Below are 17933 nucleotides of genomic sequence, written 5' to 3' on the forward strand. Positions count from 1 at the left end.
TAAAGTGAAGGTTGGCGTCATTATGGGGGGCATTTCATCAGAACGTGATATATCGCTTTTGACAGGTCAAGTTATGCTTGATCATTTAGACAGAGATAAATATGAGATAACGCCTATTGTCTTAACGACACGAGAAGAGTTAATTGACAAGGTGAAAGGCATTGATATTGCCCTGCTTGCGCTTCATGGCTCTTATGGCGAAGATGGTACGGTTCAAGCTACACTTGAGACACTCGGCATACCCTACACGGGAAGCGGTGTATTATCCAGCAGCTTATGCATGAATAAAGATTTGTCGAAGAAGTTACTTCGTGCGGAAGGTATTCAAACACCGGATTGGCTTAGCTGGAACAGTATAGATGAATTCTCGCCTGAGGCTGTTATAAAAATGGGGTATCCGGTAATTGTAAAGCCGAATTCCGGCGGATCCAGCATTGGTATGCAGCTAGTGTTGAGTGAAGAAGAGCTGCGGGCAGCAGTTGAGGAAGCTTTTCGCTGGGATAATTCTGTTCTGATTGAAAGATATATCAAGGGTGAAGAAATCACGTGCTCCATTCTGGATGGAGATCTACTACCTATCATCGGAATTCGATCTTCACATTCGGAATGGTTCGATTACAAGGCTAAATACGAGGATGGAGGCGCTGAAGAGCGAGTTATCACATTACCAACCGAGTTGGATGTACGTGTGAAACGATCAGCGCTTGCATGTTATAGATTATTAAACTGCAGCGTATATGGACGTGTGGACATGATATTAAAAGATGGCATTCCATATGTTCTGGAAGTGAATACACTGCCTGGTATGACCAAGAACAGTTTGCTTCCCAAAAGCGCTATAGCGGCTGGGATCACTTTCAGCGAGCTGTTGAATCGGATCATTGCCTGCTCATTGGAGGAACGATCAAAAAAGCAAGGAGAGATGTGCCATGTCGAATGAACTGATTACGAAGCGGGTTATGGAGATACCGCCATCTGGAATCCGGGCCTTTTTCGATCTGGCTCAAGGAAACGGAGATATTATAGCATTAGGTGTAGGTGAGCCGGATTTCGTGACACCGGAACATATTCGAGAAGCCTGCATACGCGCACTAAATGAGGGAAGGACGAAGTATACACCTAACGCCGGCCTCATGGAGCTGCGAGAAGAAATTGCGTCATATCTTGAAAATGGATTTCGCCTCCGTTACGATCCGGCAAGTGAGATTCTCGTAACGGTCGGAAGCAGTGAGGCGGTAGATTTGGCTTTACGGACTTTTATCTCTCCTGGGGATGAGGTTCTTGTTCCCTCGCCGACCTACATTGCCTATGCACCGATTACCCACCTGTATGGTGGGAAGGTGGTGGAAGTTGAGACATCGGCAGATCAACAATTCAAGCTTACTGCTCAAGCGTTACAGGAGAAAATAACACCACGTTCGAAGGTGCTTATGTTGAATTATCCGAGTAACCCGACCGGTGCAGTGATGTCTGAGCAAGACTGGGCACCGATTGCCAAGCTAGTTCTTGAGAATAATCTGATCGTCATCTCGGACGAAATTTATGCTGAGTTGACCTATGGTCAGCAACATGTAAGCATTGCATCCCTACCAGGAATGAAGGATCGGACAATCGTCATTAATGGGTTTTCCAAGGCATTTGCGATGACTGGGTGGCGAGTCGGCTATGCTTGCGGCACGAAGGAGCTTATTGGGGCTTTGCTGAAGATCCATCAATATACAGTGATGTGTGCGCCCGTCCTCGGACAAATCGCTGCAATCGAATCACTGCGAAGCGGTTTGGAAGCGAAGGAAGAGATGAAAGCGACGTTCGATGCGCGCAGGCAGATGTTCGTGAAGGGGCTTAATGAAATCGGACTGAAATGTCATGAGCCGCAAGGTGCGTTCTATGCATTTCCTTCCATTGCACACACTGGGTTTACTTCCGAGCAATTCGCTAAGCTGCTGCTGAGTGAAGCTGGCGTCGCTGCTGTTCCAGGCCATGTGTTCGGATCTGGGGGAGAAGGGCATATTCGCTGCTCTTATGCAACATCAACAGATAAGCTGTCTGAGGCACTTGAACGAATCGAGCGTTTCATGAATAACGTGTGTAGAAAAGAGCTTAAAGTTATCTAACATTAAAGAGTAGTTCGTCACTAACAAGAACATATAAGCATTGAAGCCGCATAATTTGCGGTTTTTTTGTTTTTTCGATCTGCTGAAGTGTATCGCTGGTAAAAAGCCCAAAATAGTCATATTTGTGATATAACTTGTCATCACGCTGTGTAGTTTATTGAACACTTGAAGGTTAGACTGAACTCGATTGAATAATATATCAAATTCATCGAGGAGGTAATGATGAAGAAACGATTTATGAGTATGATCCTAGCTGTAATGATGACGGTAGCAAGCATTTCACAGTCGAGTGTGGCTTTTGGATCAGAAACAAGTGAGGATTCTACGACAAACAGGGAGGGAATTAGTGAGCAAGGTAATTTAGTAGGAGAGTGGAGGTTTGATTCATTAACGGGGACAACGGCACCTGATACTTTAGGTCAACATGATGGTGTATTACAGGGAAATGCGACCTTAACCGATGGTAGAAAGGGAAAGGGTTTACTATTAAACAAGCAAAACAGTGCTTTCGTTAAGATTCCGAACATACTCAATCCAGGGACATCAAGTTTCACATTAAGCGCATGGGTTAAGCCGAATGGAACAAATAACAGTATTTTATCGCAGGAAGATAAGAATGGAACGGGACGAAATTGGCTTGGAATTAATTCATCAGGTAAATTTTACTCCCTTCTGGGTGGGACAGAGATCGTTATTCCTACAAATGTTGACATGGGTGCATGGTACCACGTAGGAGTGACCTATGATTACCTAGCCAAAAACCTAAGCTTCTATATCAATGGGGAACTGGTAACACAGAGATCAACAACGATTACTCCGACTGATGGTGATTATAGAGTTGGTTCATTTAAAGGCTCCGGAGGTTATTGGGATGGAATCATCGATGAACTGAAATTGTTTAATCAGACACTTAGCGCTTCGGATATGTCTGATATGATGGACCCACTTCTTCGTTTAAATGGAGAAAGTTTAATGACCGTTTATTTCGGAGATTCCTATAATGAGCCTGGCGCAACGGCATTTAGCCTCGTTGATGGCGATCTAACGAGCAGTATTGTGACGAATGGCGTTGTTGATACGGGCAATCAAGGAACCTATACCATAACCTATACGGTAACAGATAGCCAAGGATTTAAGGTGTCCAAAACCCGTACAGTCAAGGTAGTACCGGAACAAGACGCTAGAGGCAGAGTGTTGATTCCTCAATCCAAATTAAATGTAAGCGCTTCGAGCGAAAAGCCAGGTAATGAAATAAGCAAAGCGTTTGATGGCGACCCTGCAACAAAATGGATTGCAGCGGCAGCAGATCGGCAAACCATTACAATTGGACTTGGTGATACCTATACCATTAGCAAAATGGACTACTTGGCAGATATCACTGACATTGCCAATCGTATTGTAGCGTATAAATTATATGTCAGCACAGACGGAAGCAATTATACAGAAATTGTTCCAGAAGGAAATTTTCAAAAGCCGTCTCATTTTATTAGAAATGCATTGGGAGTTGCTGATGAGAAAGTATTTTTCTTCTTTGCACCGGTTAAAGCAAAATTTGTGAAGCTTGAAGTACTTACAACCAATGCTTCCTCCCTGCCTGTGATTGGTGAAATGAACGTTTATCGTGATACGAGAGAACCAGAAGGTAAGGGAGAACCGATTCCAGCATCGGAACTTTACGTGAATCCGAGATTATCGTTAGCTAGTCAAGTCTTGATCGAGAAAGGATTACAAATTCAAACATGGATGCCTTCAGATGGATATGGCAGAGAAGTTCCGACTGCCAGTGAATTTTACGGAATGAACCTAACAGGTACGACGTATTATGATCCTCCATTATATAACAGTTATTTGCAAGATCAACTTCCAGGGGCTCAGTGGAATTTGGCTAAAGCTCCTACTGGAACGAATTCGATGACGGGCAATCCGCAGAATCGAGACCATTTCCTAACACCGGAGCAAATCGCGAACATTGATAATGCGGTTAGCTTTAATTTTGGAGATGAAGGAGAGTATTCCACCAAGCAAGAAGAATATTTTGGAAATTGGTTTGAACTGAGTAAAGAATTGTATCCAAGAGTGCTTGTTCATTCCAATCAATATTATAATCAGTGGAGTCAGCAACAATTAAAAAGCTTCCTAGAGAATGCAAATCCAGATTTACTAACATTCGATTACTACATTTGGGATACGCAAGGATTAGTCAAAGATTATAATTCCACCAAAACAATCTTGGATTTGGCAAACTATCAAAGAAAATTGGCACTATTAGGTCAAGATGGAACAGGGCAAAAGCCAATCGGATTCGGCCAATATCTCGGAAGTTATAAAATAGGCATTCAGCAGTTCTCATCCGGTTGGTATGAAATGACAGAATCGCAGAAATATGCTGTAACGAACTTAAGCCTGGCGATGGGTATGAAATGGCTGAATTTATTTAGATTTGAGTTCGATCATTTATATGCCTTTCTGTTCGATGAATATGGATATCCGACACATCATTATGACGAATATGCTGAGATTTTCAAACAAGCACAAAATTGGGGTCCTCACCTAGTTCGTTTAAATAATATAGATGTGAGGGTAAAACCAGGACAGTATATGAGTAACGGTTCAGTTGTAAATAATACCTCGCCTTCTGGTTGGCAGCTTGGAGAGTTCACATCTAATTCCAATCCGGAATATCATCTAACCGATATATCCTCTGTCAATACGGGGACTCAAAATGATGGACTTAAAGGAGACGTGGCAGTTGGTTACTTCAAAGCTCTTCCAGGCTATGATACGACAGACTTCTTCACCGCAACGGATCCTAAATATTTTATGGTTGTAAATGGACTTGTTACAGGCAATGGTTTACGGCCAGAGATGCAGCATGGTTCGTTAGAGGATACTAGCCAGGAAATTACATTAACTTTCTCCAGCCCGACTGCGGATCTTAAAAAGATAAATAAGCATACTGGAGAAGTAGAGTCGGTGCAGCTCACTTCAATCGGCAACGATAAGTACACCATCAATTTAGATCTTGGTGGCGGAGAGGCAGAACTGTTTTACTGGGAAGAAAACAAAAAATCGTCTGCCTTGTCTGCAAATGCCGACCTGCTAACTTTAGAGGTTAAGGAAGCAGAGGTGCCATTTGACTTCGATGCTAATACGCTTGAATATACCGCTTCCGTTTCTACTAATATTGCTACAGTTAATGCTTTTTCTGTTGAGGCCAACGCCAAGGTTACTGTAAACGGAAATGAACCGAATTCCAAAGGGGACGTAATCGTTAATTTGACTAATGGCGATAATCAAATTGATGTAGTTGTTATATCTGAAGATGGTACTGCGGAGAAGAGTTATCAACTGCATATCACAACTGAAGGTAGCGAACCTGTCAAAGAAAATCAAGTAACCTTGAAAAGCCCAGCGCAGGTGCAAATGGGAGAATCATTCGACGTTTTATTAGGCTTGAAACAGGTTTCTGTCCCTGTGCAAGCACATGACATCACAATCAGTTATGACGCAGAGAAATTCGAATTTAAATCCGCTGAGTCTTTACTCGAGAATGTTAGTATTGTTGAAGCAGGAGAGACGGATGGCAAGGTTCACTTACTTATCGCTAGTTTAGGGACAGAACATGCAATTTCGACTAATGAGCCTTTTATTAAGATGACTTTGGTTGCAAAAGCGACTTCAGAACAGACCACAGGTGATATTGCTGTAACACAAGCTATTCTTAGCGATCGTGAAGGGATAGAAACAAATGCGGCACTTGCTGCTGTAAAGATCACCATTAATTCGATCGATGCAGGAGGTATTACAGGGGATGTGAATAACGATGGCAAGATATCCATTGGAGATTTAGCCATTGTTGCAAGTCATTATGGTAAGAATGAACAAAGCCCAGATTGGAACAAGGTAAAACATGCAGATATTAATAAAGACGGTAAGATAGATATTGCTGACCTTACTGCAATTGCTATCCTTCTGTAGAAGCAAAGCATCTTCTATAAAACACCAAGTATACTAAAAGCGGTAGAATCAATCTTTACTTGATTCTACCGCTTTTTCTTTTGGGCACAGTTCTTTAACAGACCGGGATTAGGATGTCTTCGGACCCTTTCCCTCGGCTAAGCGTTGTTCCGTCGCTTGTTGGTGTCGGAATTGTCCCGGGGTAAGTCCTGTTCTGGCCTTAAAGATTTTGTTAAAATAGCTGACGTTCGCGTAACCGATCTCACGGCAGATCTCCTCAACTGAGGCATCGGTCTGCTTCAATAGCTCCATAGCTCGTTTTATACGAAGCTGGATGAGATAATCATTAACGGTCATGCCTTTTGATTCCTTGAAGATGCGTCCCAGGTAAGACGAGCTGCGTTTTACATGTTCCGCCACCATATCTACAGATATATTCTTGTTGTAATTGTTGTCCATGAATTCCGTTGCCAATAGAAGCGTCACATCCGTCATTTTGGAGCGCTTCTCCCTATGATAGTCGATGATTTTACTGCATATAGACAAGACGCATTCTTCCATATCCTGAACGGTCTCTGCGCGTGCTAGTGTATCTGTATAGGATGATCTTTCTTCGAAAACAGCGGACACATCACCACCGGTCTGAACCAGTGTTTTAATCAGCTCACCACTTAATTGCACATATAGCTGTTGAATATTGGCTCTACTCAGCCTTTGCTCTAGCACCTGTTGGGTAATGGCCCTAATAACTGCAGTACATTCCTCTTTATCCGTCTGTAGTAGGGATTGTTGCAGCTTTGATTCAAGTTCATAAGGATAATAGTAGGAGCTTTCTTCTGATTTCCATTCATCAAGGATAGAAAAGGGTAGAATTTCGCCCTTACCAATGTATATTTTCATATTAAGTGCCTCTTGAGTCTCGTTGTAAGCCACACTCACGGACGGCTCACCGGAATGAACGCGGCTTACAGCGATGGTCACAGAGATATCATAATGACTAAGGAAATATAACTTGAGTCTGCTCGCTTGTTCTAACGGAAAGTTGTCATCTGCATCTGGCTGTAACGATAGTAGAATAACCGTATGCCTGCTGTCTTTGACAAAGACCTCTCCGTCGATATCTTCTCCCAGCTCTTCCATCAGACCGTATTGGAGCAGATGGGAATGGAATATATCCTCCGATCCTTTCATCGGATCATGTTCTTCCAGTTCGATGGTCAGGATGGCAAAACGATCGAAATTAAGCTTTAATCCAAGCAGCTCTGCTGCATGATCGGGACCGCTTGAAGGCTCTTCAAAGCCGACGCCCTGGATTAGATCGTTCAAATACTTTTCCTTAATGGCCGTACGATTGCCGTTAAGGAGTTCATCCACTTTTCGCTTCTCTTTCATTAAGATGTCGCGGTTACGGGTCATCTGCTCAAATGAATGACGGATAAAGCCAGCCTCGTCAGTGCTGCTTGGAGTGCCAGATTTGTCACGCCGTTCGGATTCTTCAGAGCTTACGATATAGGAAATCACATTTTGAAGCGGACGATATAATCTTCTCGATAAATAATAGGAAATAGCAACAGCAGCTGTTATGTATATGATGGCTACGCTCCAAACGATGATTTTAATACGGTCCATGCCTTGTAGAAGGACGGAACGTTCGGTGATATCAATGAATCGCCAACCTGTAATATTCGATTTAGTATAGGTTAAGATCTGATTGGATTCGCTGATATAGTAGCCGTCATCTGATGTTATCTGCTCAGTATCCAAGTGCTGAAGGAGCGTTTCTCTGTCAAGAGCATCGGAATACAGTAGTTCACCTTGTGGACCGATCACCATGGTTGTGCCTTTTTTGTTCTTGTAATGACTTAAGTAATCAGCGAAGAGTCGATCCAGATTCAAATTAATGACGATGGCGCCCTCCACATTGCCGATTAGTGGCATCTTTTGAACTAGGGAAGTCGCAGGATTATTGGAAGAAAAACCATTGTCCCTTCCGGTTAACCAAACTGTACGAGATCCTGAGTCTTGTTCTAAGATATAAAGCCAGGATTGATCAGCAAAGTTTGATATTGACGATGTCTTGACCTCCGGGCGTGATGTCAGGATAAGCTCGAGCGGTTCGTAGTACAAATAAATGGAATCGATATATGGACTAAGCTTTTTTTGCTCTTCCACAAGGGTAGATAAATCGATTAGTGAACTCACGGACAGTTTGCCTCCGATTGTCTTGTACAAGTAGGATTGAGCCATAAGTAGGTTGTTTGCTGCATTTCTAATGGTGGTTAGTTCTTTATGAATCAACTCTTGCTGCTGGGTCAAGACGGATTCGTTATACCCGATGGCGTTACGAACACTGTTATCGGCTGAAATCATGTAAATGATTGTAGAAATGAGCACAACCGTAATTAAGGCAATGGCGGTCATGGATAGGAGTAGTTTGACGAACATGGAGTTATTCTTAATAGCCATAATTCCCCGCATAGCAATCCCCCTTTCTCTATCTGGTAGCGCTTACAAATATAAAGTGTGATTGTTCGTAAAAAGAAGTGTGCAGTCAATTATATATCACAAAAGCGGGATTAGCACAGATAGAAATTGAAAAACATACAAAAAACGGAATAACGTCAGAAGCTCAAAATGGCTTCCGAAGCCAAAAACATAAAAATAATCGAATGAGAGGATTGTGTTACGGCATGGTGAAAGCTTAATGTTAGGTATGTAAAAACCGTTCCCAATACCCGGCCGGGTCTTAACATGGGGTGCGTAACATCGAATTTAATATCAATAATCCAATAACAGGGGGTAGGTTCTTTTGAATAAAAGAATCAAATTTGTAAGCGCCATCTTGCTAACAGTGAGTTTAGCGGCAAGCTTACTTTCTGGGTGTACTTCCAAGACAGAGAGCGCAAGCCCGACTCCAAATTCAGGGGGAACGCCGGAAGCAAATTCCAAGCCGATCGAAATCACTTGGGGCATCCATTTCGCGGCTGAAGGAGTTGTAAATGACTCAGAGGTTCAGAAGTGGCTGGAGCAGAAGTTTAATGTAAAGATCAAACCAGTGAAGGTAACGGATGCCAGTATCGCATCCGGGGAAGTACCAGACATATTTATGCTCGGTGATCCTTCTAATGTAATCGCTTACCAAAACCAAGGTGTGTTAATGAGTATAGATCAGAACATGTTGAAAGAGAAAATGCCAGAGTATTACGCAGACATTGAGAAAAAGAAAGAGTTGTTCCAAACAGTTACAACAAATAACGAGCTGTGGGCTATCCCGATGTTTATCGATTTGAAGCCATATGATCTAGCTACGTTGTGGCGTAAGGACTGGCTGGATAAAGTCGGTATCAATAAACTGCCTGAGACCTTGGATGAATACGAGGAGGCTGTTTATGCCTTCGCACAAAAGGATCCGGACGGTAACGGCGTTAAGGATACTTATGGTTTGACAGGAACGGCTACTTCTACGTGGTCTTCAGGTTTCTATTCCATCTTCGGGGCATTCGGCGTGGAGCCGACCATGTGGATGGAAAGGGATGGTCAGATCGTAAATGGATCGATCATGCCTGAGACAAAGGAAGCTTTAACGAAGCTGCAACAGTGGTATGCGGACGGTGTCATTGATCCGGAATTTATCACGGATACACAAGATTCATATCGTAAGAAACTCTATAATAACCGGATTGGCGTCATTGAAGAGCAGGTTGCTAAAGGTGCGTTACCGGACTCTCCTATACTTGTAGAAATGAAGTCATTGAATCCGGATGCTGAGCTGCAAATTTCCAGAAATCCAAAAGGACCTGGTGGTGATGGCTCATGGGATTGGGGAATTAAGAGCAACTTTATTGTCATCGGTAATAAAGTGAAGGATCAGCCTGAGAAGCTTGAAAAGCTGTTTGAAATTTTACAGGCACAGAGCAGTGATGAAGAGACGATCAATATGACCAGCCTAGGTGTTAAAGGAACCCAATGGGATTTTGTCGAGAGCGGTGCTACATCTGGAGCTACTAAATTCCTGCCTGGTTTTGAGAAGCAGGAGCAGCGTGATCAACTTGGAGTCCGTTTGTTCTCTCTCGGTAACATTACAACCCAGGCTTATCGCGACAAATATTCCGATCCGAAGCTGAATGAGGCGATTAGAACTTATTCGTCAGCTCCAGGATGGACTGATGCGCTGCTGTTCTCGGCGTTGCCTTCTGATGGAAAATACAAACAAGATCTTACGTCACTCATGCAAAAATATTTTGCGCAAATTATCAGTGGTGAAATCCCTCTGGATGATTTCGATAAATTTGTAACGGAATGGAAGGCAAAAGGCGGCGATGAATTAACTAAGGAAGCCAATGAAATGTACCAAGCTCAATTCAAAAAATAACTCGAACTTGGCCTAAGTATCCGTAAGGGCTGAAACTGCCCTTACGGGAAGGTCTAGTCGTTCGGTTTACAAGGAAGTGCGACATGAAAACGATAAAAAAACACGGAGAGCTGCTCCTACTATTTCTATTCGCCTTCGCGTTCTTCTTCGTATTTAAATACGGCCCTTTATACGGAGTCGTCATTGCCTTCAAGGATTTCCGGGTAGTCGACGGAATATGGGGAAGTCCGTGGGTGGGATTCACCCATTTTCAGGAGTTGTTTCAGAATGGCGATTTTTATCGATTGCTCAAAAACACTTTGCTCCTGAACCTGTATCAACTGATCTTTTCTTTTCCGGCACCGATCATTCTTGCGATCTTGCTTAACGAGGTCGGGTCAAGATATTTCCAGAGATTTATCCAGACGACCATGTATTTGCCCCATTTCGTATCGTGGGTAATCATGTCCGGATTGATTATTTATTTTCTCTCTCCAACGTCCGGCGTTGTAGGAGAAATTGTGAAATGGTTCGGAGGGGAACCCATCTTTTTTATGGGAAAGAAGGAGTATTTCCGTCCGATTGTGGTCATTTCCTCGATCCTGAAGGATATCGGCTGGGGCTCGATTATTTATTTTGCTGCATTAGCGGCTATCAACCCGGAGCTTCATGAATCGGCCAAAATCGATGGAGCCAATCGGTGGCAGCGAATCATTCGAATTAATATTCCATCCATTATGCCAACCATCGCTATTATGTTCATCCTGAGTCTGGGTGGTTTTTTAAGTGCAAATTTCGAACAAATCATCAATCTGCTAAACCCGGTCAATTATGAAACCGGTGACGTTATCGATACTTATGTCTACCGGGTCGGTCTGCAACAGTTCCAGTACAGTTATACGGCGGCCATAGGATTGTTTAAATCGCTGGTTGGACTTCTGCTGATTCTGGGAGCTAATTTTACCGTGCGAAAATTGAGCCGTGGTGAGAGCGGTCTATGGTAAAGGCAGGAGGAAGACAGTCATGAAAACAAAAAGATGGCAAGATCTAATTGCACCCGCCATGATCTACCTTACGTTGTCGATGCTGGCACTCATTGTCGTGTACCCGTTCATTCATGTTATATCCGTCTCTTTCAGCGGAAGGGGAGAAGCTCTTCGAAGCGGATTTCATTTTTACCCCCGGGATTTTGAATGGCAAGCATACCGCGAGCTCCTCGAGTATCCTTTAATCTGGTCGGGATATGCAAATACGCTGTTCCGGATGGTAGTAGGGACTACGTTAACACTTCTTGTTACCGTTTGTGCGGCTTATCCGCTCTCCCGACCTGAATTACCTATGAAAAAATTACTTATCATGCTGCTGTTGTTCACTATGATCTTCGATGGTGGAATTGTGCCTCAATATCTATTAATGAAAGAACTGCATCTTCTTAATTCATACTGGGTCTATGTGTTGCCTTCAGCAGCCAATGCTTTCCATGTGCTTGTTATGATCTCGTTCTTTCGTTCGATTCCAGATGCACTTATCGAAGCAGCTAAGATTGATGGGGCAAGGGACTTGCGGATACTTTTCCGTATTCTGCTCCCGCTTTCCATTCCGTCTCTTGTGACAGTCGGGCTCTGGAATCTGGTTTATCATATTAATGCTTTTATGGATAACTTGCTTTATGTCACCGATTCATCCAAATTCGTGTTGCAGCAGGTTGTCCGCCAGATACTTATCGAGAATAAGCTTGACCCATTTACTACAGCAACGATTACAAAACCGCCTGCTCCTGAGAGTTTGAAAATGGCGGCTGTTATTGTCAGCTCATTGCCAGTGCTCGTATTGTATCCGTTCTTACTTAAATATTTTGAAAAAGGAACCATGATTGGGTCTGTGAAAGGGTAGTGATATAATTTTCCGTTTTATAAAAATGAAATGAATAGGGAGGGATTATTAAAGATGATGAAAAGAAGGATCATCATTTCATTAATCATCGTTATGTTAGTGGGTTGTTTGCCGGTTACGAGTACGTATGCGGAGGATACGGGGAACCCTGGTGCTGTCTTTTATATTTCGAATAATGGTGATGATTCTAATTCTGGAACTGAAGCTGCTCCATTCCGTACACTTGAAAAGGCAAGGGATGCTATCCGGCAATTAAAGAAGGGATCTGGACTGCCAGAAGGCGGTGTTACGGTCTATTTGAGGGGCGGTACCTATAATAGAAGCGAAAGTTTTCTTCTGGAGGAACAGGATTCCGGCACGGAAGATAAACGGATAACCTACAAGGCTTATCCTGGGGAAAGCGTTCGGTTAAGCGGCGGTCTGGATCTGCAAAAAGACTGGTTTACTCCGGTAACTGACACGAAGGTCCTGGATCGAATCATCAGTCCTGATGCTAGAGCGAAGGTTCTGCAGGCAGACTTAAAGGCTCAGGGAATCACCGATTACGGTGTAATGAGCCGGCACGGTTATTATTTAGCTAATGATGTCAGTCAGGTTCCTCCGATGGAACTTTATGTCGAAGGTGAAGGCATGACTCTTGCCCGCTGGCCAAATAACGGAACGGTCCAGATGGGCACCATCACGGATCCTGGACCTACCCGCAAAGATCCGGACTTGCAGACACGCGGAGGTACCTTTTCCTACACATACGAAAGACCAGATCTCTGGAAAGAAGCGGATGACATTTGGTTGGATGGTATTTTTGGTTACAGCTGGGAATGGTCGTACAACAAAGTCGCTGCAATCGATACAAATAAAAAGACGATTACCTTGGCATATGGGGAGATGAGTGGTCTGTTTACCAACTGGTATCCGGACTTCCATTTTGCACAGAACTTGCTTGAGGAAATCGATATGCCAGGTGAGTATTACATTGACCGGAAGCAGGGTGTTCTTTACTTCATGCCTACTGCTGCTTTTGAAGGTGATCAACCTGAGATCACGGTTACTATGCTTAAAACACCGATGATCAATGCTGTCAATGTTTCGCATGTGACCTTTGAAGATCTGATTTTGGAGAATGGCCGTGACTCGGCCGCAGTTATTATGGGCGGTGAAGGGGTCAAATTGGATCATTTAGAAATACGGAATTTTTCCAATGGAGGCGTACTGATTAATACCCAGAGCCGCTGGCTGTATGACGACTTCGCAAAAGTGGACGGAGTGAATCATACGGTGACGGGCTCCCATATTCATCATATTGGAGGTACGGGGGTCATTCTGAATGGGGGAGATAAAAAGACGCTTGAGCCAGGCAATAATGTAGTAGATAACAATCATATCCATGATTTTGCCTACTACCATAAAGCCTATAATCCTGGTGTCTTCCTGACCGGTGCAGGGAACAAGGTTTCCCACAACGAAATTCATGATGCTCCACATCCAGGGATGCTGGTCTTTGGTAATGATCATCTCGTGGAATACAACGAAATTTATGACGTCTGCACAACCTTCTCAGATCTCGGTGCCATCTATATGAATCTGGGTGAGTCCCCTCAGGAACGAGGATCGGTGATTCGTCGGAATTATTTTCATAATATAGGGGAAGGGAAAGAAGGGGTTCAAGGCATATATCCAGATAACTTTACAATGGGGATTACCATTGAAGAGAATATATTTAACGGAATGGGTAACGATGCCATTTTAAATAACGGAGGCGCTCACATCAAGACCAAGAACAACCTTTTTATTGATGCGAAAGTGCCGTATGAATATTCAGACATGTATTTAGGTGATCAACCGGAACAGCAGATATCCAAAAACTATATGCCAAAATGGAAAGCATTGTTCGAAAAGAACAACAATTTCGAAGGAACACCACATCTTGAGAAATACCCGGAGCTGGCGGATTTCTTCACGGAAAATCGTTATTTCCCGGATACGAATACATTCCAGAACAATGTGATCTATAACCCAACGAGGAAACTAAGCAGCCTAGCTAATGAGCAGGGAGCAAACGACAAGCGTAACTTGCTCCAGTATGCGAACAACTGGATCACAGATCATGATCCTGGTTTCGTTGATCTGGCTAATGGGGACTTGAATTTGAAGGCAGATGCGGAAGTGTTCCAGAAGATCCCTGGATTCCAAGCGATCCCTTTCAGCGAGATGGGAACGGTAGGTAAAGTCGGTCCATATTTGGCTCCAGATCGAATTGCTGTTGATGGTATCAAATTGTATGACGACAACGTAACTCTCGGGATTGGGAAGTCGTACTCTTTGTATTCAGCAGTACTTCCTTGGAACGCAACGAACCCTGCGATTCAGTATACGTCGAGCGATCCTTCCATTGTAAAGGTGGATAAAGACGGCAAGCTGAAGGGTGTTAATATTGGAGAAGCTACGGTTACTGCAGTTTCTGCTGATACTCCGAGCTTAAAGGATGAGGTTCAAGTTACCGTTGAAGTCGGGGATGGAATTATCGACTATACCGATTTCGAGAATGGTAGAAACACTTGGCCGAGTGACCCGAATCGGAGCATTGTTGAGGTAGAAGGCGGCAACCATATGTATAAGCTCCTCAAAGGAGCAACTACGCTAAACGATAATGACTATAATAATTATGAGCTGACCTTCAAACTGAAGACACCGAAAGTCATTGCGGATGACGCTACGTTCTATGTGTTTGACCGGCTGAATCCTAGTGGAAGCGGTGGTAGAATTGGCTATCGGAAGTATGCGAACGGAACCTCTTCCTGGCTTTTGTATAATGGGGCCTGGGGTACTGTGAAGCAGAATATGCTGGATGCCCCAGATTTACAGCCGTATACCATATATAATATGAAGGTTATCGTTAAGGGTCCGGAGATTAGCGTTTATGTTGATAACAAGCTTAAGCTAAAAGCCAGTGATTCGACATTCAACGCATCTGGCAAGGTTGGGTTTTATGCCGGCGGCTTTAGTGAACTCCTATTCGATGACATCAAATTCATGGTTCCAAGTATGAATGTGTCAGGTCTGATACTTAGTGAGAGTAATATCAACATGGTCATGGGGGAACAAAAGCAGCTTCAAGTCCAATTTGATCCGCCTGATGCTGAGAACAAAGAGGTTGTCTTTCACTCTACACAACCGAAAATTGCTACCGTGGACGAAAGTGGACTAGTAACCGCTTTAGGGGAAGGCGAGGCTGAAATCACTGTAACATCGGTCGCCAACCCGGAAGCTACTGCATCCGTACGTATTCAGGTATCCAATGTGATGCACTTTACGGATTTTGATTCGGGAGCGAACGGATGGCCGGTGGATCCGAATCGCAGTATCGTAACTGTAGATGGCAACAAAAAGTATAAAATACTAAAAGGTGCCTCGGCACATAATCCCAAACTATTTACGGATTATGACCTTACTTTCACACTGAAGACGCCAGCTGTCATGCCGGATACGGGTACACTCTATGTGTATGATCGTTCCATCGGTAGCACATCAGGTAAAATTGCTTACAAGAAGCTGGCAGACGGCACGTCACAATGGATTCTTTATAACGGAGCATGGGTAGCTTTGAAAACAACGAACCTGCCTAATCAGGACCTGAAGCCGGACACGGAGTATAACATTCGTATTCGCGTCGAAGACTCGGACATTAGCGTATATGTGAACGGTGAGCTTAGACTTGAAGGTTCGGATACTAGTCATAATACATCTGGAACGGTAGGTTTCTATGTAGGCGGGTTCAGTGAAATGTGGTTCGATGACATCAAGTTTTCTTTGATTGAAGGGATTGAACAGACCGCTCCCGAGACGACGGCTGTGGTGAGCCCAGCAGAACCAGATGGACTGAACGGATGGTATAACAGTCCCGTTCATGTCTCATTGAATACTTCTGGAGAGTCTGAAGCTATCTCTACAGAATACAGCCTAGATGAAGGCTCCACCTGGCTGCCATATCAAGATTCTTTGACATTTAGTCAGGATGGACGTTATTCGATTCTCTACCGATCGGTGGATCAAAGCGGAAATGTGGAGATTGCCAAAACGCTAGAGTTTAATCTTGACGCTTCGGCTCCTACTATTTCGGTGACAGAGCCGGTTGATAGAGACTATACAGGAGCGGAGTCCCTCAATCTGTCATGGACAGTTGTCGATGAAATGTCTGGAGATGATAGATTGCAAGTCACTGCAAGGCTCAATGATCAGCAGATTGAGCAGGGAGAAGTAGTCCCGCTTTATACGCTGCCTTTGGGAGCCCACACATTCACGGTAACCGCCATAGACGATGCCGGGAATGAACAGGAATATACGGTTAATTTCTCAACATATGCAGACATCAGCTCGCTCAAAGCGTTAGTCACACTTTTCCAAGAAAAGTCCTGGATTGATAATCATGGGATCGTAAACAGTTTGCTTAAGAAGCTAAGTAACGGGAATATTGAGCCTTTCCTTAATGAGGTTCAAGCCCAAAGCGGGAAACATATTACAGTAGAAGCTGCGGCCTACCTGCTTCGAGATGGGCAGGGAGTAGTGAAAGAATAGACAATAAAAGAAAGCCTTACCGATTAGATTCGGGAAGGCTTTTTCTTATATCTAAACTTTTAACTGCAGCTCCGGATAGACCCAGGCGTATGAATGATAAAGTCCATTGTTTAGATTGACATTGCCCTTGATCGGGCGGTATGGGGCGACAAAACGTTCAAAGTCGGGATTCTGATACACAACAGCCATGGCCTCATACAAATCGAGTGGCCAAGTGCCAGCAGAGAGCTGTTCCGGATAGATCGGATCCTCGTCATACGGCCATTCCTTCATATGACCATTGACATAATGAAAGAATTGTTCGATGGCATGCTGGAGGCTTTTACCGCCTGGAGATTTCCAATGAAATAAATCTTCTCCTGTCGTATCCAGGACCAGCTTAGCACCTGCCGTAACCGGAGCAAGAGCGAAATAATGATACCACATGGAATGTTTCCCCCTCGATGCTTCTTCCGGAATGAATCCTTCTATGGAAAGGGAATGGTCGAGATGTTCTTTAAGGGCAGTTACCTCTTTGGCAAAACTGATATGATCATCCATAAAACGATATAGAGCTAATTGAGCATATAAGCTCCAACTCCACCAGTTGTTGCGGAGGGGGATATGATCCCACTCCGGCAAGCATACCTGCGTCAACCACTCCTTAAATGTATTGCGATCATGATTGCTCCAGCCCTCGAAACCTTTAATCCAGTCAGCGGCTAAAATTAGACCAACCCCTAGATAGGCGGATACAAGAGGTCCATCAGGACCTGTGATTTGTTTATTGACTTGTGCCCAGTCCATCAAGATATCCTTCGATTTATTAGCGTAGGCAGCTGTTCCCGTTAATTTATAAGCTAGCGCAGTTGTATAAGCTGTCTTGGCGTCCTTCTCCATTAATAATTTTGCTGCTCTATGTCCCTCTGCATCCATATAAAATCCAGGAATGTCCCATGACGAGACAGCATGATTGTCAAACAACAAGCTTTCATTCGCCTCTGTAAGCAGACGTTCAATTGCAGTTTCATGACTCATAAACAAGTAATCCGCCTTTCGGTTATTAG

The 17933-nt window shown here is 43.8% G+C and carries 9 protein-coding genes; 7 read left to right on the top strand and 2 right to left on the bottom strand.

Features of this window, described 5'->3' with window-relative positions; translation table 11 throughout:
* The first annotated feature begins 4 nt into the window (after positions 1 to 4).
* The 3 genes from ACFQV5_RS14880 to ACFQV5_RS14890 all read left to right on the top strand — a co-directional run bounded on the left by ACFQV5_RS14880 (position 5) and on the right by ACFQV5_RS14890 (position 6092).
* A complete protein-coding gene (locus tag ACFQV5_RS14880) occupies positions 5 to 940 on the top strand; it encodes a D-alanine--D-alanine ligase (protein ID WP_379248282.1) in 936 nt (311 codons plus the stop codon).
* Positions 930 to 2114 carry an aminotransferase class I/II-fold pyridoxal phosphate-dependent enzyme gene (locus ACFQV5_RS14885; RefSeq protein WP_379248127.1) on the top strand — a complete coding sequence of 395 codons (1185 nt, stop codon included), beginning with the start codon at positions 930 to 932 and terminating at the stop codon, positions 2112 to 2114. Before ACFQV5_RS14880 ends, ACFQV5_RS14885 begins: the two co-directional genes overlap by 11 nt.
* Before the next feature lie 219 nt (positions 2115 to 2333).
* Positions 2334 to 6092, top strand: coding sequence for a LamG-like jellyroll fold domain-containing protein (locus ACFQV5_RS14890; protein ID WP_379248128.1), 3759 nt, complete (start codon positions 2334 to 2336; stop codon positions 6090 to 6092).
* 108 nt (positions 6093 to 6200) lie between these two features.
* Here the strand turns inward: ACFQV5_RS14890 and ACFQV5_RS14895 are convergent, their stop codons facing one another.
* Complete coding sequence (locus ACFQV5_RS14895) at positions 6201 to 8549, bottom strand: helix-turn-helix domain-containing protein (RefSeq protein ID WP_379248129.1); 2349 nt, start codon at positions 8547 to 8549, stop codon at positions 6201 to 6203.
* A gap of 331 nt (positions 8550 to 8880) precedes the next feature.
* Between ACFQV5_RS14895 and ACFQV5_RS14900 the strand changes: the two genes are divergently transcribed.
* The 4 genes from ACFQV5_RS14900 to ACFQV5_RS14915 all read left to right on the top strand — a co-directional run bounded on the left by ACFQV5_RS14900 (position 8881) and on the right by ACFQV5_RS14915 (position 16887).
* A complete protein-coding gene (locus tag ACFQV5_RS14900) occupies positions 8881 to 10443 on the top strand; it encodes an extracellular solute-binding protein (protein ID WP_379248130.1) in 1563 nt (520 codons plus the stop codon).
* An 83-nt stretch (positions 10444 to 10526) separates the two neighbouring features.
* The gene (locus ACFQV5_RS14905; RefSeq protein ID WP_379248131.1) at positions 10527 to 11426 is read left to right on the top strand and encodes an ABC transporter permease; all 900 of its coding nucleotides are present in this window, start codon (positions 10527 to 10529) and stop codon (positions 11424 to 11426) included.
* A gap of 19 nt (positions 11427 to 11445) precedes the next feature.
* The gene (locus ACFQV5_RS14910) at positions 11446 to 12315 is read left to right on the top strand and encodes a carbohydrate ABC transporter permease (RefSeq protein ID WP_379248132.1); all 870 of its coding nucleotides are present in this window, start codon (positions 11446 to 11448) and stop codon (positions 12313 to 12315) included.
* A gap of 54 nt (positions 12316 to 12369) precedes the next feature.
* The gene (locus tag ACFQV5_RS14915) at positions 12370 to 16887 is read left to right on the top strand and encodes an Ig-like domain-containing protein (protein WP_379248133.1); all 4518 of its coding nucleotides are present in this window, start codon (positions 12370 to 12372) and stop codon (positions 16885 to 16887) included.
* A 51-nt stretch (positions 16888 to 16938) separates the two neighbouring features.
* Here the strand turns inward: ACFQV5_RS14915 and ACFQV5_RS14920 are convergent, their stop codons facing one another.
* Entirely contained in the window at positions 16939 to 17904 is a 966-nt protein-coding gene (locus tag ACFQV5_RS14920; RefSeq protein WP_379248134.1) for an alginate lyase family protein, read from the bottom strand.
* Positions 17905 to 17933 lie beyond the last annotated feature (29 nt).

Origin of the sequence: Paenibacillus sp. GCM10028914 (assembly GCF_042666275.1) — a bacterium.
In the GTDB taxonomy this organism is placed as follows: Bacteria; Bacillota; Bacilli; order Paenibacillales; family Paenibacillaceae; genus Paenibacillus_AQ.

Bases quoted from the DNA above. Each gene is read 5' to 3' on its own strand.
- ACFQV5_RS14885 (WP_379248127.1), top strand. From the start codon at position 930: ATGTCGAATGAACTGATTACGAAGCGGGTTATGGAGATACCGCCATCT.
- ACFQV5_RS14890 (WP_379248128.1), top strand. From the start codon at position 2,334: ATGATGAAGAAACGATTTATGAGTATGATCCTAGCTGTAATGATGACG.
- ACFQV5_RS14895 (WP_379248129.1), bottom strand. From the start codon at position 8,549: ATGCGGGGAATTATGGCTATTAAGAATAACTCCATGTTCGTCAAACTA.
- ACFQV5_RS14905 (WP_379248131.1), top strand. From the start codon at position 10,527: ATGAAAACGATAAAAAAACACGGAGAGCTGCTCCTACTATTTCTATTC.
- ACFQV5_RS14910 (WP_379248132.1), top strand. From the start codon at position 11,446: ATGAAAACAAAAAGATGGCAAGATCTAATTGCACCCGCCATGATCTAC.
- ACFQV5_RS14915 (WP_379248133.1), top strand. From the start codon at position 12,370: ATGATGAAAAGAAGGATCATCATTTCATTAATCATCGTTATGTTAGTG.
- ACFQV5_RS14920 (WP_379248134.1), bottom strand. From the start codon at position 17,904: ATGAGTCATGAAACTGCAATTGAACGTCTGCTTACAGAGGCGAATGAA.